General features: G+C 38.3%; 23 protein-coding genes. 16 read left to right on the top strand and 7 right to left on the bottom strand.

All coding sequences use genetic code 11. From position 1 onward, the window contains the following. Positions 1-101 precede the first annotated feature (101 nt). The 8 genes from LJE12_RS16880 (at position 102) to LJE12_RS16845 (ending at position 9,144) form a co-directional block, all read left to right on the top strand. Entirely contained in the window at positions 102-347 is a 246-nt protein-coding gene (locus LJE12_RS16880) for a hypothetical protein (RefSeq protein ID WP_008704376.1), read from the top strand. A 460-nt stretch (positions 348-807) separates the two neighbouring features. Next, positions 808-1,161 (top strand): hypothetical protein, encoded by a 354-nt coding sequence (locus tag LJE12_RS16875; RefSeq protein WP_055058992.1) that lies wholly within the window; start codon positions 808-810, stop codon positions 1,159-1,161. Between the two features lie 66 nt (positions 1,162-1,227). Then, positions 1,228-1,770 (top strand): hypothetical protein, encoded by a 543-nt coding sequence (locus tag LJE12_RS16870; RefSeq protein ID WP_055058991.1) that lies wholly within the window; start codon positions 1,228-1,230, stop codon positions 1,768-1,770. A 442-nt stretch (positions 1,771-2,212) separates the two neighbouring features. After that, positions 2,213-3,691, top strand: coding sequence for a VPA1262 family N-terminal domain-containing protein (locus tag LJE12_RS16865; RefSeq protein WP_055058990.1), 1,479 nt, complete (start codon positions 2,213-2,215; stop codon positions 3,689-3,691). Then, positions 3,688-4,797 (top strand): hypothetical protein, encoded by a 1,110-nt coding sequence (locus tag LJE12_RS16860; RefSeq protein ID WP_055058989.1) that lies wholly within the window; start codon positions 3,688-3,690, stop codon positions 4,795-4,797. Before LJE12_RS16865 ends, LJE12_RS16860 begins: the two co-directional genes overlap by 4 nt. Positions 4,798-4,834: 37 nt before the next feature. Continuing rightward, on the top strand, positions 4,835-6,088 hold the full coding sequence (locus LJE12_RS16855; protein WP_020993837.1) for an AbiH family protein: 1,254 nt from the start codon (positions 4,835-4,837) through the stop codon (positions 6,086-6,088). Between the two features lie 288 nt (positions 6,089-6,376). After that, entirely contained in the window at positions 6,377-8,494 is a 2,118-nt protein-coding gene (locus LJE12_RS16850) for a DEAD/DEAH box helicase (protein WP_008704369.1), read from the top strand. Further along, a complete protein-coding gene (locus LJE12_RS16845; RefSeq protein ID WP_008704368.1) occupies positions 8,491-9,144 on the top strand; it encodes a DUF2290 domain-containing protein in 654 nt (217 codons plus the stop codon). The genes LJE12_RS16850 and LJE12_RS16845 overlap by 4 nt, the downstream gene beginning before the upstream one ends. 594 nt (positions 9,145-9,738) lie before the next feature. On the opposite strand, the gene LJE12_RS16840 is transcribed toward LJE12_RS16845, so the two are convergent. After that, the gene (locus LJE12_RS16840) at positions 9,739-9,948 is read right to left on the bottom strand and encodes a DUF6219 family protein (RefSeq protein WP_008704367.1); all 210 of its coding nucleotides are present in this window, start codon (positions 9,946-9,948) and stop codon (positions 9,739-9,741) included. 1,025 nt (positions 9,949-10,973) lie between these two features. Between LJE12_RS16840 and panD the strand changes: the two genes are divergently transcribed. From panD to LJE12_RS16825, 3 genes are all read left to right on the top strand, one after another. After that, positions 10,974-11,366, top strand: a complete 393-nt coding sequence (panD, locus tag LJE12_RS16835; RefSeq protein ID WP_008704365.1) for an aspartate 1-decarboxylase — start codon at positions 10,974-10,976, stop codon at positions 11,364-11,366. Positions 11,367-11,475: 109 nt separating this feature from the next. Further along, positions 11,476-12,315 (top strand): pantoate--beta-alanine ligase, encoded by an 840-nt coding sequence (gene panC / locus LJE12_RS16830; RefSeq protein ID WP_008704364.1) that lies wholly within the window; start codon positions 11,476-11,478, stop codon positions 12,313-12,315. Between the two features lie 3 nt (positions 12,316-12,318). Next, entirely contained in the window at positions 12,319-13,302 is a 984-nt protein-coding gene (locus LJE12_RS16825; RefSeq protein ID WP_008704363.1) for a bile acid:sodium symporter family protein, read from the top strand. 169 nt (positions 13,303-13,471) lie between these two features. Here the strand turns inward: LJE12_RS16825 and LJE12_RS16820 are convergent, their stop codons facing one another. The 4 genes from LJE12_RS16820 to LJE12_RS16805 all read right to left on the bottom strand — a co-directional run bounded on the left by LJE12_RS16820 (position 13,472) and on the right by LJE12_RS16805 (position 16,777). Continuing rightward, complete coding sequence (locus LJE12_RS16820) at positions 13,472-13,837, bottom strand: flavodoxin family protein (protein ID WP_242859432.1); 366 nt, start codon at positions 13,835-13,837, stop codon at positions 13,472-13,474. 1 nt (position 13,838) lies between these two features. Next, entirely contained in the window at positions 13,839-14,042 is a 204-nt protein-coding gene (locus LJE12_RS16815; protein WP_226839703.1) for a hypothetical protein, read from the bottom strand. Positions 14,043-14,128: 86 nt separating this feature from the next. Continuing rightward, on the bottom strand, positions 14,129-14,902 hold the full coding sequence (locus LJE12_RS16810) for a NifB/NifX family molybdenum-iron cluster-binding protein (protein ID WP_025580427.1): 774 nt from the start codon (positions 14,900-14,902) through the stop codon (positions 14,129-14,131). Positions 14,903-15,208: 306 nt separating this feature from the next. After that, positions 15,209-16,777 carry a PucR family transcriptional regulator gene (locus tag LJE12_RS16805; RefSeq protein WP_022381269.1) on the bottom strand — a complete coding sequence of 523 codons (1,569 nt, stop codon included), beginning with the start codon at positions 16,775-16,777 and terminating at the stop codon, positions 15,209-15,211. A gap of 184 nt (positions 16,778-16,961) precedes the next feature. Between LJE12_RS16805 and LJE12_RS16800 the strand changes: the two genes are divergently transcribed. The 4 genes from LJE12_RS16800 (at position 16,962) to LJE12_RS16785 (ending at position 21,722) form a co-directional block, all read left to right on the top strand. Continuing rightward, positions 16,962-19,772 (top strand): oxidoreductase, encoded by a 2,811-nt coding sequence (locus LJE12_RS16800; RefSeq protein ID WP_022381268.1) that lies wholly within the window; start codon positions 16,962-16,964, stop codon positions 19,770-19,772. A 13-nt stretch (positions 19,773-19,785) separates the two neighbouring features. After that, complete coding sequence (locus LJE12_RS16795; protein WP_055058919.1) at positions 19,786-20,541, top strand: SDR family NAD(P)-dependent oxidoreductase; 756 nt, start codon at positions 19,786-19,788, stop codon at positions 20,539-20,541. A gap of 156 nt (positions 20,542-20,697) precedes the next feature. Further along, positions 20,698-21,111 (top strand): SOS response-associated peptidase family protein, encoded by a 414-nt coding sequence (locus tag LJE12_RS16790; protein ID WP_081018931.1) that lies wholly within the window; start codon positions 20,698-20,700, stop codon positions 21,109-21,111. Between the two features lie 131 nt (positions 21,112-21,242). Next, positions 21,243-21,722: a hypothetical protein gene (locus tag LJE12_RS16785; protein WP_055058916.1), complete on the top strand. Its 480-nt coding sequence runs from the start codon at positions 21,243-21,245 to the stop codon at positions 21,720-21,722. A gap of 412 nt (positions 21,723-22,134) precedes the next feature. On the opposite strand, the gene LJE12_RS16780 is transcribed toward LJE12_RS16785, so the two are convergent. Continuing rightward, a complete protein-coding gene (locus LJE12_RS16780) occupies positions 22,135-22,317 on the bottom strand; it encodes a transposase domain-containing protein (RefSeq protein WP_227227081.1) in 183 nt (60 codons plus the stop codon). 215 nt (positions 22,318-22,532) lie between these two features. On the opposite strand from LJE12_RS16780, the gene LJE12_RS16775 reads away from it, so the two are divergent. Continuing rightward, positions 22,533-23,435 (top strand): macro domain-containing protein, encoded by a 903-nt coding sequence (locus LJE12_RS16775; RefSeq protein WP_070100675.1) that lies wholly within the window; start codon positions 22,533-22,535, stop codon positions 23,433-23,435. A 224-nt stretch (positions 23,436-23,659) separates the two neighbouring features. Here the strand turns inward: LJE12_RS16775 and LJE12_RS16770 are convergent, their stop codons facing one another. Further along, positions 23,660-24,925, bottom strand: a complete 1,266-nt coding sequence (locus LJE12_RS16770) for an IS4 family transposase (RefSeq protein ID WP_227292294.1) — start codon at positions 24,923-24,925, stop codon at positions 23,660-23,662. Between the last annotated feature and the right edge of the window lie 32 nt (positions 24,926-24,957).

The following is a 24,957-nucleotide window of genomic DNA, read 5'->3' as shown; positions in this document are numbered from 1 at the left end:
TAATATTGAAAGCCTTTGGACTGGATGCGAATAGTATAAAATACTTTGCGTCAGAACTGAGTAAGGAACTGAAAGAAGCAGAATAAGGAAGGAAAATAAAGATGGCAAGAACAAGAAAAACAAGTAAGGAAGCATTGGAAGAAAAGATTGAAAAAGCAGAGGCTGATGTGATCGCAGCGAAGAAAAAGTATGATCAGGCAACAGCAAATCTGAAAGAACTGTTAGACAAGCGGGATGCCATAAGAAAAGAAGAGATCCTGTCAGCAGTTGTAAAAAGTGGGCGGTCATATGAGGAGATCATGAACTTTTTAAATGCAGGATCAGATGGAGAAAAGACGGAAAAATAGAATTGTTTTGAGTCGCAGATATAGCGACACTTGATTTAGGCGGAAAAAAACTGGAAGTTCACAATGAGCTGAAGGATTTTTAGACGAGCACAAAAAAAGGGTAAAAATGGTAATTTACAGAAAATTCAGTTAATTACTTGTAAAAATAGCTCTAGGAAAGCAGTAAAATCAAGGGTTCCGAGAAGCTACCGTAGAAACGAAAGTAAGCCCGAAATTCCGAAAAGAAAAAGAGAGCATCAGATATATCCAAGAGAAGAATCTCCGGATATGCTGATGCTTGACTTGTTTTTAGCTCATTTAAAGACAATGAGGAGCTGTCAGAAGAATATGGGGCTATCGTATAGATGTTTTGAGTTAAGAAGGGATACGTGGAATGAATAAGTAGAATTCTGTAGTTGCTATGTTCCCTCAAAAGATATATACTTAAATTACAAATAAAAGCTGGTCAAGGGAGAGACTTATGGATGTGAAAGACAGTATTTCTGTAACACTAAAGACGATAGATGGAAAAGAAACGAAAGATCAGTCAGCAAAGAATATTTTTTCATATAAACCAATTATGAGTAATATTCTAAAATATACTGTAGAAGAATATAGAGACTGCTCCCTGGAAGAAATTATGAATTGTATAGAAGGTGATACGATTCAGATAGGAACCGCGTTGGTAGAAGAGGATATGGCAAAAACCATACGTGGAGAGGATACAGAATTTCATACGACAGATGAAGCACCAGCAGCATTTGATATTCTGTTCCGTTCTTTAAATCCAAAAGCAGAAGGAAAGCTTCTGGTAAATCTTCATATTGATTTTTAGATACAGCAAAATTACACACCGGGTTATCCGGTTGTAAAAAGAAGTATATATTATGGCTGCCGTAAATTGTCTGCACAATTAGATAAGATAGGGGAAAATGGAAAAGGATATGGTCATTTAGAAAAAGTGTACAGTATCTGGATCTGCCTCGATAATATTCCCAGGAAACTGGAAAATACCATATCATATTATAAGATGCAGAATTACAAAAATGAGGGAATCAAAGACAAAGAGTTCCGAATTGATTCCTGGGAATCAGATCTTTTGGAGATTATAATAGTACGGCTCGGTGGAGAAGGACAGGAAGAAAAGGGACTTTTGGATCTCTTATATGGATTATTTTCCGGAAACCAGAAAAAAGTATTATCATATATTCCAGATTCGGATAATCAAGTTCGTCAGAAGGAGGTGTCTGATATGTTAAGTATGATTTCTTATGCAGAGGAAAATGGAATAAAAAAGGGCGAAAAAAAAGGTGAAAAAAAGGGTGAAAATCGATTAGGAGCACTTATAAATATTCTATTAAAGAATAAACGTTATTCAGATGCTGAGAAAGCATCTGAGGACGAGGTGTATCGTGAACAACTATATAAAGAATATAAATTATAGAAATGGGTGGTTATTTTGAAAACTCCGGGGACTTAAATTTTCGACGACTGGTGATGCTCGAAAGGGTGCTCGTTTCAATCGGAATTGGAGTCTGCATCCTATGAAGTCCAGGTTTTAGTTTTTGCCATTCTAAAGATAGTCTCAGCATATTGTGCTTTTGTCAAGGACATTGAGGTCAGACCGTGCGTCCAGCAAAGAGCATGCAGTCCGACAGGTGGAAATTATAATATAATAAGATTTAGGTAATTAAACAATATCGCATACATAATACAGAAAATGTACTATTTAATCGGAGAAAAATATGTATAGAGAAAGAGTGAACGAAAAACTACCGACAGAATATTTGTTGCATGAATTTGATGAATTGATTTCCTGTAAGAGCCTTGGTAGTTATAATTGTTGTGAAATGGTTTCGATATATCTATGCCAAAGAGAAAAGGAAATGCCGGATAATGTATATACAATTTTTGTATTTGAAACAAGACCGAACGTAGAAAAGAGCTCGGAGAGACTTTTAAAAAAGCTTAAAAGTATTACTGATACATATTCATTAGGAATACAGAGAAAGGTGCTGGATGTATCAGAAGTTCGAAGTATTTTTGAATTGTTATGCAACAGTAGAGATAAGAAGGAAGTAGACATCGGAGACGGAAGGTTAGAAACAGGATATCTGGAAGGGGTATCGAAAGTTTTTATTCAGCAGGACAGTACAAAAGAGATGCTTTTAAACAAAGTATTAAAAAATAATTTTATTAATGGAAGTTATATTTTGGAATTTTTTGACTGTGATAAAAAGATTGTAAATGTGTTGAACACAGTGCAGTTCAGAAAGATGACAGATACAATATTCGATGCAATTCCAATTGATTTGTTTTCTGTATCAGATCGTATTGGGAATTTTGTGTTTCAATTTCCGTCAACGAATGTAAGGGTTTCTTATAAAAAAGATGATATGGAGAGACAGTTAACGTATGATGTGTCATTTGATAAAGAATGTGAGTCAGATGATCAATTTCTGGTATTGTCAGAAGGCGTTTTTGATGATTCGATTATTTCATTTGGTACCAGGACATTTAAACAGGAAGGATGTAATACTACATTTGAAGTTGGTGATGCTTCCCGATTTTGCAGGACAACGATAATTGATGTAAAACGGCAATTGATTTTGTCGCGTCAGGAAACAAGCTTTATAAGAAGAATGACGTATGTGCTGCAGATGGGTGCACAGTATGGAGAACAGCGTATCATTTATGATGAAACAGGACAGGTTGTTGACATTATTGAACCCATATCAGCGGAGAATGTTAATATTATAGAACAACCTGTTATTCGGACGCGAGATAGTCATATACATAAGCGTCAGTATAGCAGACGAGTTGATGAGTTATATGCCAGAGCTGAGTTTAGACGGTATGGAAGAGATTCAGAACCGCAGAAAGCTTTGAAAGATGTGATTGCATTGATGAATCGTGCACAAACAGGGAAGGTGTATCTGTGGGATCCTTATCTGACAGTTGAGGATATTTTACATACTTGGTATTTTACGAAAAGTATGAATGTAACGTTATATGCAATTACATCTGGTGAAATTGCCGAAAAAAGTAAAATGAGTGTATGTGATTGGATAGAACAGCAGCAGGAAATTATGGAGAAAAGGAGTAATCATTATGGTATACATGTAGAGCTTAGATGCCAGTGGGCTGATTATGGTTACAGTTTTCATGATCGTTTTCTCATGGTGCTTAATTTAGATCAGGATACCTCTTCTGTCTGGTCACTGGGTACATCTGTGAATAGCCTTGGAAATAAACATCATATTATTCAAAGTGTGGAACATCCACAGATGATGATAGACGCATTTGAAGAATTATGGAATGAGTTGGATGCTCCGGAATGCCTGGTATGGAAGAAAGGAGTATGATGGAGAAGACAATAAAAAAAGATATTTGGGAAATGATCAGTTCGGTGAGTTATAGTACTCATATTGCTGGTAACGCAGGAAGGGCTGATCAGAAATTTTTTGAACATTTGCAGGAAGGTATTGCTGATAATGATTTGGATAAGATATATGAATTCATTGATGCGTATGAGAGGGGAAAAAGTATAAAACCTGATGAATTAGTCTGCAGATTGTTTCAAAAAGCATATAGGGAGGACTCTGCACGTTTATGCCAGCTTTTGGCAGAGAAAAATAACATTGTAGATTATTGGATATTTCTTTCAACTTGCTGTGAAACAGATATGCTTGTGGATTTTGCAAAGATGGATGTAGCATATCCTTGTTTCTATTATGAATGTGCCAGGATTTTGTTGAAACGGACATCGGGTATAGATGAAAAATGCAAAGAGGCAATAATTGCAGCGGTCAAGAGAATTGCTGACAGGGATTTGGCGTTGTGGGAGCGCTGGGTACAAAGAAAGGAACATAATACAAATTGGCAGCAGCTTCTTTTTAGCGTTCTTTCTAAAGTCAGCAGAGAAGCGCTGAAGCGTTTTGCACAGACAATCAATCTGGATATGATGCTGCAGAATCATAAAGAGGATATTGTGGCTTGGGAATTTGAAAGGTTATCGGATACATCAAAAAAATATATCTTAGAAAATATAAGTAAAGATATTTTGGAGAATTGGAATTTATTGTTCGAGAAAAAGAAGAAAAAACATGAGAATTTAAGAGAAATATGGTTTTCTGGTTACTTTAGTTTAATTTTGAATTCTCTTCAATATGATTTGAAAAATAAGGAGGAGTGGAAACTTAGTTTTTTAAATTACGAAAAAATATTAGAAAAAGATATGTATGCATGGTATGAGAAAACGACACATATGTGTTGCGCTTTTTTCTATGATATAACGCAGATATTTTATATTGTACTGGCAGGGCAGGAAAAGCAGATTATAGAGGCGGATGAAAGCGTGACTCAAAGTATCAGGAAGATACAGTTATTTATACGGCGGCATGAGGATTACTGGAAGGATCATGTTAAACAAAAAATAGAACTGGAACATAGACTAGAGGCGATGTTGTAGATTTAAGTGGAAATTCATAACCAGTAAAGGACAAAGGATGAATATTTTAATAGTAGGAAATGGATTTGATTTGGCACATGGTTTGCCCACGAAATATGCGGATTTTCTGAAGTTTATAGATTTTTTTTACAAGCATAAGGCACAAGAAAGTTCAGGATTAGAATTGATTGCGGGAGAGGATATCAATTGCTATAAGTATTTTACAGACTTATTTAACAGTAAACAAGATTCTGAATTTGATCAGTATTTATATGATCAATCAAGAAAAACAATTCATGAGTTAAGTGATTTGTGCAAGGATAATGCATGGATTAAATATTTTTCAGAGGTGTATAAAAGCAGAGAGCAAAAAGGAAAAGACGGGTGGATTGACTTTGAAAGTGAAATTTCCCTGATTATACAGACATTCAACAGTGTAAGCAGGGATATACAAGAGACCATACAAAAGGGAGGCGTAGGAACGGTGCTTTCACAAAGGCAATTAAACGTTCTTGCACTATTTTTGGAAAAGATGGATAGTTCATCAGGAATGGCGACCCATGTCTGGAAAAAAGAAGAAATTGACTTTTGGAAACAGAAACTTCTGGAAGATCTGAATAAACTTACACGTGCACTTGAAATTTATCTCTCAGATTATATTAGCAATTTTATGCTGGGAAATGGACTGCCAGATATAAAAAACTTGCCATATTTGGACAAAATTTTATCGTTCAACTATACATGTACATATCAGAGGATATACGGAGAACATCCGTTTTTGGAGTTTGATTATGTGCATGGAAAAGCTGATTTAAGGAATGATATCCAATCTACAAATATGGTGCTTGGAATTGATGAATATCTGGAAGGAGATGCGAGAGATAAAGACCTCGAATTTATAGAATTTAAGAAATTTTTTCAAAGAATACATAAGGAAACAGGGGGCTTATATGAAGGCTGGCTTGAGGAAATTCAGTCTGAGAAAAAAATATATGAAATATCAGCAATCGTTAAAGAGAATGGAATAGTTAAAAAGCATCACAGAGTAGTTAAGTACCATAAAGTTTTTATATTTGGACATTCATTAGACATTACGGATAAGGATATATTAAGAAAATTTATTTTAAACGAAAATGTTAAGATAATAATTTTTTACACCGATAAAGAGGATTATAAAAAGAAGATTATCAATCTGATAAAAATTATAGGGCAGGATGAATTGGTAAAGAGAACGGGTGGGAAAAATAAAACAATAGTGTTTCAAAAGATAAATACGTGCACATTGGAATCTGATTCCATGAGGGAAAAATAAAAAAGAATAAAGCAGGGGAAGATTTGTGAATCCAGACAATAGTGCATTTCAGTTTGCTCTGAATTCCAGAATATATGTGGATAAGACAGATCTTATTAGTATGCACGATGGAGAAAGAGATGAAGAAATGTCTTGTCAATGATTGACAATCGGTAGTATATCTGCTATATATGAGACATATATCTGAGAAAAATCGTTAACCGTTCGGTTATTTAATTTCCCTGTGTGACAATATGATAGAAATGATATACAGAAAAACATGACATATTAAAAGTAAAGGGTGATAAGATGCTTACAATTGTAAATGGAGTTACATCTAAACAGGTGCTTGCAAATGAAATTATAAATCTTTTGGAAACAATGGGATTAGACGGATATTTTTATTTGGGCTACCCTGTTTTAGGGGGAATTGATGGAAAAATTAAAGTTGATGCATTGTTAGTGAGCGAACAGACGGGTATTGTACTTTTTGATCTGGAAACATTAGCAGAAGAAAATATGGAAGATAAAATTCAGTTATTGGATGAACTATATAATAATATGGAAGCCAAGCTGAAAAGATATGGATATCTGTCAAAAAGACGAGTTTTACAAGTGCCGATTAATGTACTGTCTTATGCACCCCTTTATAAAACGAAGAGTGATGAAATTTGTACATCAATAGAAGAAGTAAAGGAATATTTAGAAAGTCTGGAATGGAAACAGGGCGAAGAATATTATAAGAAATTATTGGAAGCGATTCAGATGATTTCACAACTGAAAAAAAGAGGTGGCAGAAAAAATCTTCAGAAGGCTTCGTCAAGGGGATCAAAATTAAAAGCAATTGAAGACCAGATTTCCTGCCTGGACAAGTATCAAAGTAAGGCAGTCATTGAAACGGTAGAAGGTGTTCAACGAATCCGGGGTCTGGCAGGATCGGGAAAAACAATTGTTCTGGCATTAAAGGTAGCATATCTGTATACTATGTATGAAAATAAGATGATAGCAGTTACATTTAACAGCCGGGCATTAAAGGGTCAATTTATTCAACTGATCACAAACTTTATTGTTGAAAATACAAATGAGGAACCTGATTGGAGCAGAATTAAAATAATTCATGCATGGGGAAGTAAAAATTCAGAAGGTCTGTATTTCAATTTTTGTAAGGCAAATAATCTAGTTTGTTATGATTATATGGATGCGTGCCAGAAATATGGAAGAAATTCATCTGCTTTTGACAGAGTATGTGAAGAAGCCGTAGAATCAGTAACGAATCCCCAGCCATTGTATGATGTGATTTTAGTAGACGAAGCACAGGATTTTTCAAAATATTTTCTTCAGATGTGTTATATGTCACTCCCACATGAAAGCCGTATGCTTGTATATGCATATGATGAACTCCAAAGCCTGGATAACAAAAACGTTGAATCTCCGGAAGACATTTTTGGATACAGTAATGGACGGCCGAATGTAGTGCTTGATAACAGTAATGGTAAGGCGGAGGATATTGTCTTATCAAAATGTTATCGTAATTCAAGACCAGTTCTTATTACAGCACACAGCCTGGGATTTGGAATTTACAGAAAAAAAGAGGCACGGGAGGAAACATCGTTAGTTCAATTATTTGAAGATAAACAGTTATGGGAAGATATTGGATATACAGTGAAAGAAGGTGTGATCAGAGATGGAGAATTTGTAACGCTATATAGAACAGAAGAAACAAGTCCTGCATTTTTAGAGGATCATTCGTCAATTGACGATCTTATACAATTTAGAAGATTTGAAAATAATGTACAGGAAGCGGATTGGATAGTTGAAGATATCGAAAAAAATCTGCATGATGAAGAATTAAGATATCAGGACATTATGATCATTCACCCTGATCCCAAAATTACGAAGAGTTACGTGTCACATATCCGTGTTAAATTAATGGAAAAGGGAATTAAATCGCATATTGTTGGGGTACAGACAACACCAGATGATTTTTTTCAGGAGGATTCTATTGCAATCTCTCAGATTTACAGAGCAAAAGGAAATGAAGCAGCAATTGTTTATCTGATAAATGCGGATCTTTGCGCAAGAGGCATCAACTTATCAAGAAAACGAAATATTATATTTACTGCTATGACAAGATCGAAGGCATGGGTACGGGTTAGCGGAATCGGAGATGATATGGATCTGTTAATACAGGAGTTTAACAGCGTTAAGGAAAGGAATTTTCAATTAGAGTTCACGTACCCGGACAAATCACAACGAAAGAATATGAGAATTATTCATAGAGACATGACTCAAAATGAATTAAGAGATATCAGAAAAAGCAATTCTAATCTGGCGGATATTACCAGTAAACTTGCAAATGGAGAAATTCGAAAAGAAGATTTAGATGAAGATACTGTGAATCGCTTAAAGGATGTGCTGTATAATTGAAAGAACAAGAAAAAGTATTTCGAGAGTTAAAGAAAGTTACAAGGGAATTGATCAGATGTGGACTGGCAGAAGAATATAACTATCCTGTAATTCAACAAATGGATATTGTATGGGAAAAATATCAAAATATTTCGTTATATTTAAGGAATATGGATTACAGTACAATTTATGATGAAATAGAAAAAAATCATAATTATAATGTTAAATTGCCAGATGGCGGTATCATACAGTTGATGTATCGCTTTAATAGAACGGGAAAAGAATTGATTTCGCACAGATTGGGGTATTATCCATCACCGTCGTATGAACTTTATCAGAATGATCCGGAATTATACGATGTTGACTATATTTACGGAGATATTTTAAATAAATCTGTATTGCCTGTGATTATTCGAGCTGATTACAATCGAGATCCGGAGGAGAGCGAACTGCATCATCCATATTCACATATTACTTTAGGGGGATATAAAAATTGTAGAATTCCTGTAGATCGTCCAATATCACCGATGAAATTTGTGAAATTTATTATGGAACATTTTTATTATGTTCCGAGTTCACAGTTGGAATTCAATTTTGAAATTGAGGGTATAGTAGCTTTCGAAGAACATATTGCAGAAAAAGACATAAATAAGAGCAGAATAATAGTATGAAAATGGAGAATGAAATATGGAAATTGTTAGAGAATCTATATTCATACAAACAGCTATAAAATTATAGTGTAAATTATAGTAGAAAAGTAATTGACATATTCATGGTGGCAAGTTAATATAATATTAACAACAGGCAACAGGAGTGTCTGTCAAGCGTTGAAGTAAGGTGTTGTGCCAGGAGGCAGTGCCTTACCAGCTTTATAAGGGTTTAGCATTTACCACAATCTGGCTAGGGAGCAAAAGCTCTCAAAAGAAAATGCTGGGAGGCTCTGCCAAGTGCAGGGCCTTTCTTAATTTTATTATGAAAATAAAGGGAGTTGCGGAAAATATAGATGAGAACAGTTGTTGATTGTGTATCATCATTTATTCCTCTCTTATCAACAATCAACAGAGTATGAAATTGTTCTGGGAAGAAAAAATGTTGCGGTTAAACTTATAATAACGTTTGATAAGAAGGACTGTTTTCATTTGATGGGATTACAGGATTACATATATTATACGACAGATTGAAAAAAGATGTAAAATAGCAAGATTGCCTGATGGAAAATATTTATTCCATCAGGCAATCCTATGTAAACATTTCTTTAGTTTTGATTATTCTGCAGATTCTTTAGAAACAGAATTTTTCTTTTTTCTGGATTTACCAGAAATCATTTTATGACCGGAGTAGATAGCCATAATCATGCAGAGAAGAGAGCTGCAAGCAAAATATTTGTGAGCAGTTTTCATGTTTTTATAGCCGGTATAAAAGGTTCCAATCATGGCTGCCAATGCACCAAGTGACCAATATTTATGTGCTTTCATTTGAATATACCTCCTGCGTTTTTTTATATAATACCTCTTTTTAGAAAGCATGAAAACAGGAAATTTATAAATTCTGTTCTTTCTCAATCTGCTGTTCCTGTTCGTAGCTCTTCCCAAGGATCATATCAATATTGGCAGACACGGTACGAAACTCCCGTTCATAATTCCGGCGGTTAGAAAAATCTTCCCGTTGCATATTTCGCAATTCAATAAGTCGGTCTTTTTCAGCATAGAGGGATTTCGTGGAAGGCAGCTTATTTCCGACAGATTTTTCTTTCAGTGTTCGGAGAGCTGTATCATAAAGAGAAACTTTTTATTTTTATGGTAATAGCTGTTTAGTTTCTGACATTCAGATTACAAACCTGTTTGCGGCAGAGTTATTGATGCCGTATGAAGTCTTTCGGAAAAATTTCTTTGCACATATGAACGAATTGGAAATAACTCCCGGGAAGGTACGGTTGGATGAGGCTATCCGTCTGATTGTTTGTCAGATGAGTGATTTTTTGGTTCCTTATGTGATTAGCATAAATTAAGTCTGCGAAGCAAACGATACTCCTTGGGCTTTGCACAAGGAGATTCATATTTATTGTATTTCGCAGTGTATTACTGGACGCGGAGTGAACAGTAACCAGTAAATAAACAATTTATTGACAAATAACTGACCAGATGTAATAATACCACTCAGAGATAGTATTTGGACTCAAAACTATACTCTGGCTGAAATCACTGGAATCTTATATAAAAGCAGCCAGCCGGAATCCGGAAACGGGAACGGAGGGATGTATGTAATTTTAAAAGATACGAGCCGGTATTTATGATACAAAAAATCAGATTTCCAATAATCTATGGAATAGTAAAACATATTTTATGTATCAGAAACAGGACTCAATATACAGGGAATCAATCAGAAGCGTTTCAGGGTCAAAGTGTATCCTGATGCGCTTTTTTTGCAGATCATAAAGGTATATTTCCTTTTTATGGTGCTGCTTGACTCTGATTTTTCCCGCAGGAAAGGACTATATAAGATGACAATAGAAATGTTAAAAGGAAAAATCCACAGAGCAACTGTTATCCAGGCTGAACTGGATTATGTGGGAAGCATTACTGTGGATGAAGAACTGCTGGAAGCTGCCGGAATACTGGAATATGAGAAAGTTCAGATTGTAGATGTGAACAATGGCAGTCGATTCGAGACATACACAATCTGCGGAAAACGCGGAAGCGGTATGATCTGTCTGAACGGAGCAGCAGCAAGATGTGTAAGCACAGGTGACAAGATTATCATCATGGCTTACGCAGGATATGAGCCTGAAGAGGCACGCACTCATAAGCCTGCAGTTGTATTTGTAGATGAAGAGAATAAGATCAGCAGAGTGACCAATTATGAGAAACATGGTCTGCTGAAAGACATGGCCTGAAAACGTTGATATCAGATTAGAGGCTATCATAAGATGAAAGTGAATTCAGAAAAGAGGCTATCTCAAAATCTATGATACCGGTCCATTGACCGAGAAAGAGGAGATAACAATGCAGGTAACAAAAACAGTAGAAGAAACAAGAAAACAGATCAAAGCATGGAAAAAAGAAGGTAAAACTATAGGTCTTGTTCCAACAATGGGATTTCTTCATGAGGGACATGCAAGTCTGATCAAAAAATGCAGAGAACAGAACGACATTGTAGTTGTGTCTGACTTTGTCAATCCAACACAGTTTGGTCCGACAGAGGATCTTGAGGCATATCCAAGAGATTTCGAACGCGACAGCAAACTCTGTGAAAGTCTTGGCACAGACCTGATCTTCTGCCCTGAACCTTCTGAAATGTATCATGATCCCCATGCATTTGTAAGTATCGATACATTATCTGAGACACTTTGTGGAAAAACACGTCCTATCCATTTCAAAGGTGTGTGCACAGTTGTAACCAAGCTGTTCCATATTGTAGCCCCGGACAGAGCATATTTCGGACAGAAGGATGCTCAGCAGCTGGCCATCATCCGCAAAATGGTCCAGGATCTGAATTTTGATATAGAAATCGTAGGCTGCCCGATTGTCCGTGAAGAGGACGGACTGGCAAAATCCTCCAGAAATACATATTTAAGCGATGAAGAGAGAAAGGCTGCTCTCTGTCTGTCCAGATCCGTAAAACTCGGACAGGAAATCATTCACGCAGGCATTTCCGCAGAAGAACTTCTCGGCAAAATGCGTGCAGTGATCGAGGCAGAGCCTCTGGCAAAAATCGATTACGTTTCCATGGTAGATGCACTTACCATGCAGCCTGTGGAAAAAGCTGATCATAATGTTCTCGTAGCAATGGCTGTCTATATTGGCAAAACAAGACTGATCGATAACTTCAGCTACGAGGTATAATATATGGAAAATATTTTAAAGAAAATAGGAAAAATCAGCAGTTTTGCATCCAGATATATTGGAATCATCATCATTGCCTTTTCATGCCTTGCCTTTTTCTGGAGGGATGGATTTGCATGGATGACAAATTATACATCTGTTTTTCTGGGCGTGATCATGTTTGGTATGGGACTGACCATACGTCTGGAAGACTTCCGGGCAATTTTTTCCAGACCAAAGGAAGTGATCATTGGCGCAGTTGCACAGTATACGATCATGCCAGTCGTAGCCTGGGTATTGTGTAAAGTTATGAATCTTCCCGCAGATCTGGCTCTGGGTGTGATTCTTGTGGGATGCTGTCCTGGTGGAACAGCCAGCAATGTGATCACCTATATTGCAGGCGGTGATGTTGCACTTTCAGTAGGAATGACCATCGTTTCCACTCTGGCTGCTCCTGTTATGACTCCATTTCTTGTGTACATTCTGGCAGGTGCCTGGGTGGAAGTATCCTTCTGGGCAATGGTACTTTCTGTTGTAAAAGTAATTCTGGTTCCTGTACTTCTTGGAATCCTTCTCCGTACACTTGCAGGAGATCATGTAGATAAAGTTTCAGATGTTATGCCATTGATCTCTGTTGTAGCCATTGTTATGATCATTGGCGGAATCGTGGCAATTAATGCAGAGAAAATCTTAAGCTGCGGAGTTCTGGTCCTTGGCGTTGTTGCGATCCACAATTTCTGTGGTATGATGCTTGGGCTCCTTGCAGCAAAAATTTTCCATGTAGAATATACACGGGCAACAGCTATAGCTATTGAAGTGGGCATGCAAAACAGCGGACTGGCAGTTTCTCTGGCAGCAGCTAACTTTGTAGCCAATCCACTGGCAACTCTTCCAGGTGCTATTTTCAGTGTATGGCATAATATTGCAGGCTCCATCTTTGCAGGAATCCGCCGTTCCGGCGTAGAAAACAGGACACGCACAGGTGAAAATGGTGTGTCAGCAGCATAAATAACAAGGGAACGTAGAAAACAAAAAATCCCCGGAATCCTTGGCTTAACAGTGATAAGAAACTAATTTGCTTATCTACTGCCAGCTAACGGATTCCGGGGCAAAAATAACTACTTGAATTTTTTTGCTTTTATGACATCTATAATTATCCCTTTGTTTTTTATAAGCTTTATTCGCCAACTCTCAATTTCTCAGCATTTTGAACGGAATATCCCATATCATAGGCTTTTTTGAAAACACTTTGATTTCTGACTAATCCGGCATCCATCACGTTTGCTGCATATATCTTTCCTGCAATCTTGTATTCTTCCAGATGTTCTACAAAACCATCCAGATCACCAAGCGGTCTTTCAATGATGTCCTCGCCCAGACCAGCCGATATAATATAGTAAACTTCTTTTTTACCAAGATGCTGCCAGATAGGATAAGTGCGGTCAATAAAGGTCTTCATCTGGGCACTGATTCCATAAAAATAAACCGGAGTAGCCAGTACAAGTACATCTGCTTTCCGAAACATTCCGAGTATTTCAGCCATGTCATCTTTTAATACACAGGTACCGCCATTTCTCATACAGCCGTCGCAGGCTCTGTACCATGTTCACCTGATGTCCTTTTGCTTCTGCACCTTTTTTGAACTGCTCACAGCTAAACAGTTCTCTGACTGTATTTTCATATACCACACATTTCTCTGCCTTCTTAATCTTTTTGGCATATTTTTTACTGTTAGTAAAGAATGTCATGGTTCGACCCTATGAAGTACGGCCCTATAAAGTATAGATATTTATCTACAATCTCCCAGTAGCCGCTCTTAGGCGAACCATTCTTCTTAATGACAGCTATGGCTTACGCATCCATGCTCGCCACATGTATGTCCTTCCCCGTGGTTGTGCTCGTGATGAGAACACTTCACATTTGGATTATACGCAAGTGTTTCATTGATAAAGGCTTCTACCGCTTCATCTGCATCTCCGGAAACTCCTCCGAAAAGCTTAATACCGGCTGCCGCTAAAGCTGTCTGTGCGCCCCCTCCGATTCCGCCACAGATCAAAACATCTGCATTCAATGCATTAAGAACTCCTGCCAATGCGCCATGTCCGCTTCCGTTGGTATCTACTACCTCTGAATGTACCACTTTCCCTTCTTCTACATCATAAATCTTAAATGTTTCTGTGTGTCCAAAGTGCTGGAAAATCTGTCCGTTTTCATATGTTACTGCTATTCTCATAATACCTTCTCCTTTTTCCACTGCATATTTTTGATAAAGCTCCTGCTTGTAACATCCTCCAAGGTTGCAGTCGCTACTTTGACCATCGCAGATTCTGAAATCCCCGCCCTCAATTCTAAGCGGATGTCCATCAATAAGTGCATCTGCTATTTTCTTCCTGGCAATCTCGTAAATTCGTTGAACTGTTGTTCTTGCGATCTGCATAGATACTGCACACTGCTCCTGACTGTAACCTTTCTTGTCCAAAAGACGAATTGTTTCATACTCATCTACCGTCAGAATAATGGGGGCTTTTTTCTCCGTATCATCTGCCGGAAGAAATTCTAAAACATTGGGAAAATGGCAGACTTTTCTGCATTTTATTGGTCTTGGCATAAACTGCTCCTTTCTTGTTATAATATAATAGTTCTATAAAGGGCATATGTCAATAACATTTTTGACATATGCCTTTTTAACCAAATCAAGTAAGTCCCCTGCTTCAATTGCGAAGAGCAAACGGGCATCGGAGAGACTTCTGGAAAGCAGTACGAAATATCTTGAAGAGAAGCTGAAACTCACAGTCAACAGAGAGAAGCTTAATGAGATACTGACTGGTTATCTCCATTACTATGGCATCACTGACAATTCAGAGAGAATTACAGCATTTCGTTATAATGTTATGAAAAGCTACAATTTTAAATATCAGGGGAGATCGAGGTCTCTTATCTTCAAATATTCCACAAGCTTAAAAGACATTCTCAACAGAAACTCTGTCATGGGATCGTTTAAATCGGCTTTACCTATTTCAATGATTTTTTCCATTCGATAAGCCAGCGAATTCCTGTGAATACACAAAATGTTAGCTGTTTCCTTATTGTTATGGAAACACTGTAGATATACCTCAAGTGTATGGTAAAGTTCATTTCCCGTTCTCTGGTCATATTTATTCAGTCTGTAAAGGGCAGGGTGGATATAATCTGCAAGTTTTTCTGGTTCTTTGATCTTGTTCATCATTTCGTAGAACTCAATTTCAGAATACCGATGAATTTGATGCTCCATCGGATACCTTTGATCCCATGATATTTCCTTCTTAAGGTTATCAGGGATTCTGTGATTCCATTCAAGAACTGTCCGCGCCTGCTGATAAGCTCTGTAAAATTCATCCATTTTTGAAAAAACCAGGGAGATTCCTACATCCAGATGATACTCTGCCATCGTTTTAAGCATTATTTTTTGAGTATCTACAAATATAACAGAACTCTGATCTGGTACAAGCAGGACTAGTGCATTGTCGTGGACAGTCATATATGCTTCCGGAAAGATATGTCGGATCACAGGATAAAGCTGCTGCTTTAATTTATTTTCCTTCAAAAATGTCTTCGGTTGGATACAAAGTGCATACATTGCATCAGATACTCGAAGATGAGAAATGGAATCTGCCAATATATCAGCCGGAGTTCCAATCAGCAAGGCTTCAAGAAGCTGCTGGTCCGCACTGGTGTACTGAAACAGTTCAGGATGATAATGTCCAACTACGGAGCTGATTGCCCGGCTTACATCACTCATAGCTGCTAAGTGTTCTGCGGTAAAAGGGATATTGTTTTCTATCATCAGAACAAAACCAACCTGAACACCGTTTAAAAACACTTTCGAACTACATTTACGATATGGTGATTCCGGGCAAGATACTTCAACAGCCTCAATGCTGGCTGAAGCCCCCTGGACAGCTTCCAATGACATTACATTTTTAATGAAATCGTATGTACAATATCCACGTTCAATATTCTTTTTCCATAATTTATCCGTAACCGGAATTGATGTAGAATATGACAGGATACGGAATTTCTTGTCGCAAAATACCAAAGAATATCCTAATTTGATGGATGCAGAGTTAATCACTTCATCCAGGCTATGGGAAGAGTGGCCTTTTCGAACCAGTTCTTCATATAAACTAACCTGTTCATGTGTCTGAAGAAACTGTTTTGCTGCATTAAAAACCGCAAAAAGCTCTTTTGCCTGTACTGTTGCACGATCCGTGCAGGAATAAGGAAAAAGATAGTTTTCTCCACGAACAAGGATACATTGAGAAGGCTGCATATCAGGAGACAAGACATCTGGATAACCAAAATAGACAATATCTGTGGCGTATCCTGTTTGAGTGCCATCCAGCAGCTCTACATCTCGTATTTCATGAAGATCAGTAGAACAATTTAGTATTATGTTAAAAGTTTTTTCATTTTTTAAATAATCAATAAGATCGGAAAACAGCATCTTCATACTCCTCTTTACAATTATTTGTGAAAAATGCACAGTGTTTTGCAGATTATTATTAATTATAGTGCATTGTGCATAAATACACAATGTCTTTTTTATATTTATGCCGTTGTTTTTTTAACAATGAAAATGTTATTTTTAAGCCATAATAATCAAGAGACACAAGTAAAGGAGGGTGTACATGTATCAGGAAATATTTAAACAGGGAAAAATTGGAAATATTACACTTAAAAACCGGCTTGTAATGTCACCGATGGGTACAAGCCTGGCGGAGATGGATGGGTCTCCATCGGAAGACATGATTGCATTCTATGAGGCACGTGCAATTGGTGGCGCAGCGCTTATTATTCCGGAGATTGCAAGGGTAAACGATCTGCATGGTGCAGGGATGATGCGTCAGCTGTCTGTTTCAAAAGACAGACATATCGAAGGTCTTGCAAAGCTTGCAGAAACAGTACATAAATATGGGACAAAGATATTCATCCAGCTGCATCACCCTGGACGTGAAACAGTAACTGCTCTTACAGGCGGTCCGGTAGTATCTGCTTCAGCAATACCGTGCAAATATCTTCAGCAAGAAACAAGGGCTCTTTCAACAGAAGAAGTAAAAGCTTTGATCCAACAGTTTATCTCAGGTGCTGTACGGGTAAAAAAAGCGGGTTGCGATGGAGTAGAGCTTCATGCGGCTCATGGGTATCTATTACAACAGTTTCTTTCCCCTTACACAAATAAACGCGAAGATGAGTATGGTGGTTCCTTTGAAAACAGACTTCGTATGATCACCGAGATCATAAATGGAATCCGTGTACAGTGTGGACCGGACTTTCCGATCGGTGTCCGTTTAAGCGTTGAAGAATTTCTGGATAAAACAGGAGTGACAGAGGATTATATCCATATCCAGGATGGAGTTAAGATTGCAATGGCGCTTGAGAAATGCGGGATTGATTTTATTGATGTGTCTGTTGGTTTATACGAGACAGGAAGTGTATGTGTAGAGCCGATCTCCTTCCCCCAGGGTTGGAGAAAAGATCTGATCAAGGCCGTAAAAGATCACGTTTCTATTCCAGTGATAGGAGTTTCCTGCATACGTGAACCACAGGTAGCTGAGAGTTTTCTGGAAGGAGGTATTGTTGATTTTGTCTCCATGGGAAGAAGCTGGCTCGCAGACGAACAGTGGGGACTCAAGGTACTTGAAGGAAGAGAGAATGAAATTTGTAAATGTATCAACTGTCTGCGTTGCTTTGAGAGCCTGAATGCATGGATGGGCGCGGGTATTCCTGCGGAATGTGCAGTTAATCCACGTGCATGCCGCGAACGTCTTTATGGAAATGCAGAATATGACACTCAGGAACATAAGGTAGTAGTTGTGGGTGGCGGACCATGTGGTATGATCGCTGCTAAAACACTTGCTGAACGCGGCATGAAGGTAACATTGGTTGACCGCCAGAGTGAGCTTGGAGGTACGATAAACCTTGCAAAGAAGCCTCCTTTCAAAGAACGTATGGGCTGGATTGCTGATTATTATAATGTTGAATTTGAGAAACTTGGAGTTGAATTAAAACTTGATATGGAAGCGACTGCGGATAAAATTGCAGAAATGAATCCGGACGCGGTACTTGTAGCAACAGGTTCTAAATCTGTCATTCCAGGATCTATTCCCGGAATAACCGGAGAAAATGTATATACAATCGAAGATATTCTTTCCGGAAAAGCCGGACTGAAGAATAAAAAAGTAATGATCATCGGAGCAGGTGTTACGGGACTTGAAACAGCAGAATATCTCTGTCACGAAGGAAATACCGTTGTACTTGCGGATATGCTTGACAAAGTTGCTCCTAATGCAAATCATACAAATGTTGCAGATGTATGTGGAAGATTGAAAGAATACAATGCCCAGTTCATGATGGCATATGCTCTTAAAGAGATCAAAAAAGATGGAGTTGTACTTGAAAGACTGAACGATAAGATAAATGTGGAAGTTGCTGCAGATGCTGTTGTTCTTTCCCTTGGTTTCCGTCCGGACAACCATCTTGTTGAAGAATTAAAAGAAAAAGGAATCCATGCTCAGGCTATCGGAAATGCTGTGAAAGACGGTACGATTGCTCCTGCATCCAGAAGTGGTTTTGAAGCAGCAAGGAAATTGTTTAAGACATCTGTCAAAACTCCAAGCTTTATCACTGCTCCGGAGGAAATGCCTAATTTCGGTAAGATATCTCTTATGAAAAATCAGGAGGGAATATATCTTGCATACCTCACCGATCCTGCGGCGATTGCAAAGGTTCTGCCTGCACCGTTAAAACCATTTTCCGTGCCTGTAGTTACGGTATCTGTGTGCCATGTTAAGGAGCCTACCTTTGCTGATGATTATTATGAAGCAATCCTTGGTGTTTACTGTACATATGGAACACAGCTTGGATTATATCCAATAGGACTTGTACTTGGGGGAACCGGTGCAGAAATGGCAGTTCAGTGTGGACGTGACAATGGATCAATTCCAAAGAAACTGGGATCTGAATTTGTAATCCGTCGAAACAATGATCATGTGACCGCTCAAGTCTGCCGTCGTGGTACTGAACTTGTAAATATTGATCTCAAGATTGGTGAATATAATAACGCAATGACCGGAATGCTGTATCAGTTCCCAGAAGCCGGTAAAAAGACATATGGCGGTGGTTTCTACTTCCACCTTGACCGCGAACCGGATAAAGAAGGAAAATCACATTTCCAGAATGGTGCTCTGCTTCAGAATCTCTGTGAATACAATTACCATTCATGGGAGCCTGGTTTTGCAGCGATTAAATTACAATCGTCCATTGATGATCCATGGGGAGAACTTCCAATCAGAACAGTCATTGGAGGTGCGTATTCCTCAAATGATCTGATGGTTCATAAACTGAATTTATGTGAAGAGATTGACGCAGATGTTCTGGCACCGTATCTGCTTACCGCACGGTATGACAGAACAGCATTCATGGAAACAGGAAGAAGATAAGGAGGGCATTGCCATGAAGTTTGAAAACAAAGTAGCAATCATTACCGGTTCAACAAGAGGAATCGGAAGAGCAACCGCAGAACTCTTTGCAAAAGAAGGAGCAAAAGTCATAGTTGTTGGAACAAAGGAAGAACTGGGAGAAAGCTGTGTGAATGAAATCAAGGCAGCCGGAGGAGAAGCAATTTTCTGTAAAACAGACGTGACATCTGATGAAAGTCTTGATAACCTGGTTAAAACAGCTCTGGACGCCTACGGAAAAATAGACATTCTCGTTAATAATGCAGGAGTAGGCGGAACAACTGCCAATATGGATCAGATCACAATGGATGAATGGAACACTGTTCTTGCAACAAATCTCACAGCACCATTTGTTCTTTGCAAGAAACTAATCCCTATTATGGAAAAACAAGGAGCTGGAACCATCGTCAATGTAGCTTCCATGGCAGCAACCGCAGCTGGCCGCGGAGGGCTTGCTTACACTTCTGCTAAACATGGCCTTCTTGGACTCACCCGTCAGATGTCATTGGATCATGGACGTACAGGAGTGCGTATAAATGCTGTTCTTCCAGGACCGATTGCAACAGATATGATTGCACGTGTGCTTGCAATTCCACAGCATCCGGTAACAATGAAGATTGGAATGAGTCCGGCAAAACGTCCTGGAGAACCTATCGAAGTAGCACAGGCCATTGCATTCCTTGCATCAGACGAAGCTAGTTTCATCCATGGAGCAGCTTTGGCTGTAGATGGCGGATATACGATATTTTAAAAATAATTGATATGCATTAGAAAAAGGAGTCATTTGGACTCCTTTTTTCAGTACGTAGGATCTGACTGCAGAGATAAATCAAAATATAGTACCCTAAGGAAAATCATCCAAGTCTAACGTACTGTCAGTACATGAATTCTTAAATAGGAGAGAACTATGTGCAGCAGATATTACATTGATCCCGGTATGACGGAAGATATTTCCAGAGTGGTACAGAACATAGATGGGAGGATCTGGCTGGCACAAGGAGATACCCGTCCGACCGATGTCGCACCAGTCATTGGACAGTCAGAACACGGACTGGAACTGGGTATATGCAGATGGGGATATCCCCTGTCAAAAAGCAAGGGTCTGGTCATCAATGCAAGGGTAGAAACTGTTTTGGATAAACCTTCTTTTCAAAACGGGATCTTATATCACCGGCTGTTGATTCCGGCAGGCGGTTTCTACGAATGGAATTCCCTGAAAGAAAAGAGTATCTTTACCAGACTGGATTCCTCTGTGCTGTACATGGCAGGGTTCTGTGACTGGTTTGATAATAGCAAAATGCCTGTACTTCTGCAGGCTTAGTCTTAATTTCTGTGATTTCATATTCGCCCTGGTCAAGGTTTTTAAAACTTCCAAATCCGTATTTCGTCCTTGTTTCCATATAAATCCAGTAGTACAATATGTTTATAAACATAAAGGAGGATTTGATTACCATGAAGAGAAAAAGGTTTTCCAGATTACTATTCTTAATGCTGACTATCATGATTACTGTTACGTTTTACCAGCCAGCCCAAGCAGCTTCCGGTAAATACACCGGGACCTACACAAAAACATGGTCTGTTTCAAGCAATATGACGGTCACCATCAAGCCGAGCTATTCCGTCATTGTAAATAAGGTTACCAGTACCAAAGTCAGGCTTCAGCTTGAAAAACTGGGAGTCAATGGTTCGCCTATCTATGCGACTGCTCCCATTACAGCAAAGCGTAAAGGAAACACAGTTTCTTTTAAGTGGAAAGATACATGGGGCAATTCCGGCACTGGAACATTAAAATTGTACAAAGGATACGTCAAATTAAAAGTAAAGCAGACATATACCGCCAGGTGGAATCGGAGTACTCTGGATACAAGCGGAAAATATATGAAAATCTACCGCCAGAGTGGTAATACAAAAATGGATAATATAGATTTATAACAACAGGGCAGAAACAGTTTTAATGCTGTTTCTGCTCATTTGTTTGGTTAATAAATTTTTGTCATTTTGGAAGTGTCCATAAAATTTATTTTCCGAATTTCTCCAATGTCTCCAGTACTCACATCCGGACAAAACGTGTAATCTTTTGTCTGGTTCCCAATAGTCACACGGGCATACCAGTGTTCGCTCCAGTTCCCGTCGTAATAAAGATTGCTTATCTTGTCGAAACCACCGATCTCTTTTGCTATGGCACACAGGATTGTTGGGGTTGTAGAGAATGTCTGGGTCTGACTTTGCGAAGTACAACTAAAAGGATAAAGCAGAGTTAAAAGATCTATAAAAGAAGTATAAAATCGGAAATAGAGTGGAAAGAGAGAAAAAAAAAGCCAGAGTTCCTGCTATAATACCTACATCAATGTTTGAGGCACTTTTTTCTGTTCCTTTTTAAAAGGCACTGCTCTGGCAGTTCTTTTGACCAGGGCAGAAGACTGTCGATAACGGATGGATCTTCCAGATGATGATTGTTTGGCGTTTCAGTGAGCAGATATTTCAGATACTCATAGACATCCAGTTCATTCGCTCTGGCGTTTTCCACCAGTGTATATAATACTCCATTTGCAAATGCTCCTTTCGGAGTATCAGCGAACAGCCATGCAAGAATGTCTGAGTCTGACCCTATGAAGTACAACTGAAATAAAAAAAGAGCCGTTCATTGATAAGCAATCCAATATAGACTTTGGAAAATATCTAGTAAAAAGAATCAAATATGTAGTTGTATAAAAGTATCATACACATAGGGGAGGAAAATCTATGGAACGCATACATATTGTTAAAAAAAGTGTAACAAAGTTAGATGTCGATTGTGTGGTTAATGCTGCCAATGAAGGATTGTGGGCAGGCGGTGGAGTATGCGGAGCTATTTTCAAAGAAGCCGGATATAATGAATTGACAGATGCTTGCACGAAGATAGGTCATTGCGATACAGGAAATGCTGTGATCACACCAGGGTTTCAGTTGAAAGCCAAATATATTATTCACGCTGTTGGACCACAGTGGCATGGTGGCAGTCATAATAAAGAACATTTGCTTCGAAAATGCTATCAAACGGCATTGCTTTTAGCACGGGATAATGGATGTAAATCTATAGGATTTCCTCTAATTTCCTCTGGTATATATGGTTATCCAAAGAAAGAAGCGTGGCAAGTGGCACTAAGGGCAGTTGCAGATTCTCTTGATTCTTTTGTGGATATGGAAGTCTATTTTGCTGTATTAGATGATACGATGCTTGCTATGGGACAGGAAATATATCATGCTATGTTCGATTATACAGGTGATTCATTGTTGGTATCTATTGATAAAGAAAAGCTGTGGCAGTGTATAGAGCTGTTGTGTAAAATACGGAAAATTGAATGGAAAACACCGCCATCAAAAAATGGATTGAATTATTTTCCCTTTCCAATCTATCCAGAGGGGATTTGGCAGGTGTTTAACCTTATGAAGCCGGATAGAGATTATGGAAAACATATGGAACAACAGCCGAGAAACATAGTACCAAGTGAGATGTCTGTAGAGCAGATTAATACAAGACTCACCTTGATTCAAAGGAGTGAACGTTTCGGTGATGGTAATGTTGCAGCAGAAATAGAAAATGGTAATTTGTTAAAAATGTTACTTCGCTTAGATGATCTTTTGAATAAAAGCGTAAAGAACTAGAATTTGCTTGAAAGAAGGTGAGGCAACACATTTGTAGCATTGGGGTCTGACACCAATGTGGTCAACCTAGCGTCAACTTAGGGGCATATTAGCGAATATCCTCTAATGCAAACTACAAAATTAATCGGTTTATGACAGAAAACAGTTGCTGTTTTGCTGGAAACCAGAAGATTCATAAAAATTGCCGCACTTAAATAAGCCTATTGATGAATGCTGGCTCTATTTTAAAAAGAAGCTTTTTTATTTCGGAAATGTGGACGTCCCTTGGATTTCAATTTCTTCCTTGGAAACGACCTGCCGGGCAGGAGCTGTGATCTGCAGCGTACAGCATCTGTATATAACTGTTCAATAATTGAAAGCTCAAACAGTCCGCAGAGTATTTTGGAAACAATACTTTTGATCCGTCCAATGATAAATGCACGATTGGCCTGATAACGGAACTTATTTGTGCTTTTGGCAGAAATCTGTATTTCCTCATCTGCTTCATTTTTTATAAGGGAGGCCAGATTCGATAAAAGCATATTTATATAAAATTCCTGCTGTATAGACACTGCAGTAGCACCGGAAAACTCTTCCATGGCAAAGCGGCTTTTTAATTCTTTGTACTTAAGTTCTACAGGCCATCTGTAGAAGTAAAGTTCCTGGAACATATCTTTTGTAACAGCAGGATCAAACAGGTTTGTTGCAAGATATTCTTTTGTGCCATCATCAAGCGGGATCTCAAGGACACGTATAGGCACATCGGAAGTACCTTCTTTTGAAGTTCCCTGAAGAATGGAAATCATATCACCATTGCATTTTTTAGATAAATTGATTCCCTCTTTCAGTCTCATAACACAGAGATGCCCATGCTCTACACAGTAGCGGAACATATCTTCTGAATAATAACCTCTGTCAAAAATAATAATACTGTTGTTATATAGTCCCATATCTTCAAGAACTTTAAGATGTTCTAATGCAGCTGCTCGTTCAGAGGAAAGAAATTTATGGATAGATGCATGAAGGATATAATCATCCAGAACATCATAAATTATTGAAGCCAGTCCCATGGTATAACGTCGGTTTGGATCAGGATAGCTGGACATTTCGCCAAAGAAATCAAAAGTTGATTTTGAATTCGGAAGTTCGATCCTGGAACCATCTACTGCAAAAAGATGATAACCCTGCCACAGCTTTCTTGAAGGGATCTGGCTGTAAAACAGATCAACAGAAAGGTAATAAAGTTCCTTGAACAGTGAAGGATTAATGAACTGTCTGGCTTTGGAAAGTGCCTGTTTTGAAACATCCGGAAAAGAAAGCGTGCCCAGTTCTTCTCTGATCTGTGAAAGATTCTGGAACATGGAAGCTTTTGAAGAGAAGAACAGATAAATAATAACTTGCAAAAGTGAAAGTTTTCTTCGCCGTACAAAATGTTTTTCCACCCGATGGGGTTCCAGTTTAACTTGATCTGTGATATAATCTTTAATGGGTGCGAGCTGTGAAATCAGCATAGCTGATTTCCCCTAGCGAGCGGAAGAAATTC

This window comes from Blautia sp. DFI.6.71, assembly GCF_020593585.1.
GTDB classification, from domain to species: Bacteria; Bacillota; Clostridia; order Lachnospirales; family Lachnospiraceae; genus Blautia_A; species Blautia_A wexlerae.
This window is presented reverse-complemented; position numbering and strand designations above follow the sequence as displayed.

Bases quoted from the DNA above. Each gene is read 5' to 3' on its own strand.
- LJE12_RS16880 (WP_008704376.1), top strand. From the start codon at position 102: ATGGCAAGAACAAGAAAAACAAGTAAGGAAGCATTGGAAGAAAAGATT.
- LJE12_RS16875 (WP_055058992.1), top strand. From the start codon at position 808: ATGGATGTGAAAGACAGTATTTCTGTAACACTAAAGACGATAGATGGA.
- LJE12_RS16865 (WP_055058990.1), top strand. From the start codon at position 2,213: ATGCCGGATAATGTATATACAATTTTTGTATTTGAAACAAGACCGAAC.
- LJE12_RS16860 (WP_055058989.1), top strand. From the start codon at position 3,688: ATGATGGAGAAGACAATAAAAAAAGATATTTGGGAAATGATCAGTTCG.
- LJE12_RS16855 (WP_020993837.1), top strand. From the start codon at position 4,835: ATGAATATTTTAATAGTAGGAAATGGATTTGATTTGGCACATGGTTTG.
- LJE12_RS16850 (WP_008704369.1), top strand. From the start codon at position 6,377: ATGCTTACAATTGTAAATGGAGTTACATCTAAACAGGTGCTTGCAAAT.
- LJE12_RS16840 (WP_008704367.1), bottom strand. From the start codon at position 9,948: ATGAAAGCACATAAATATTGGTCACTTGGTGCATTGGCAGCCATGATT.
- panD (WP_008704365.1), top strand. From the start codon at position 10,974: ATGACAATAGAAATGTTAAAAGGAAAAATCCACAGAGCAACTGTTATC.
- panC (WP_008704364.1), top strand. From the start codon at position 11,476: ATGCAGGTAACAAAAACAGTAGAAGAAACAAGAAAACAGATCAAAGCA.
- LJE12_RS16825 (WP_008704363.1), top strand. From the start codon at position 12,319: ATGGAAAATATTTTAAAGAAAATAGGAAAAATCAGCAGTTTTGCATCC.
- LJE12_RS16820 (WP_242859432.1), bottom strand. From the start codon at position 13,837: ATGGCTGAAATACTCGGAATGTTTCGGAAAGCAGATGTACTTGTACTG.
- LJE12_RS16815 (WP_226839703.1), bottom strand. From the start codon at position 14,042: ATGACATTCTTTACTAACAGTAAAAAATATGCCAAAAAGATTAAGAAG.
- LJE12_RS16810 (WP_025580427.1), bottom strand. From the start codon at position 14,902: ATGCCAAGACCAATAAAATGCAGAAAAGTCTGCCATTTTCCCAATGTT.
- LJE12_RS16805 (WP_022381269.1), bottom strand. From the start codon at position 16,777: ATGCTGTTTTCCGATCTTATTGATTATTTAAAAAATGAAAAAACTTTT.
- LJE12_RS16800 (WP_022381268.1), top strand. From the start codon at position 16,962: ATGTATCAGGAAATATTTAAACAGGGAAAAATTGGAAATATTACACTT.
- LJE12_RS16795 (WP_055058919.1), top strand. From the start codon at position 19,786: ATGAAGTTTGAAAACAAAGTAGCAATCATTACCGGTTCAACAAGAGGA.
- LJE12_RS16790 (WP_081018931.1), top strand. From the start codon at position 20,698: ATGTGCAGCAGATATTACATTGATCCCGGTATGACGGAAGATATTTCC.
- LJE12_RS16785 (WP_055058916.1), top strand. From the start codon at position 21,243: ATGAAGAGAAAAAGGTTTTCCAGATTACTATTCTTAATGCTGACTATC.
- LJE12_RS16775 (WP_070100675.1), top strand. From the start codon at position 22,533: ATGGAACGCATACATATTGTTAAAAAAAGTGTAACAAAGTTAGATGTC.
- LJE12_RS16770 (WP_227292294.1), bottom strand. From the start codon at position 24,925: ATGCTGATTTCACAGCTCGCACCCATTAAAGATTATATCACAGATCAA.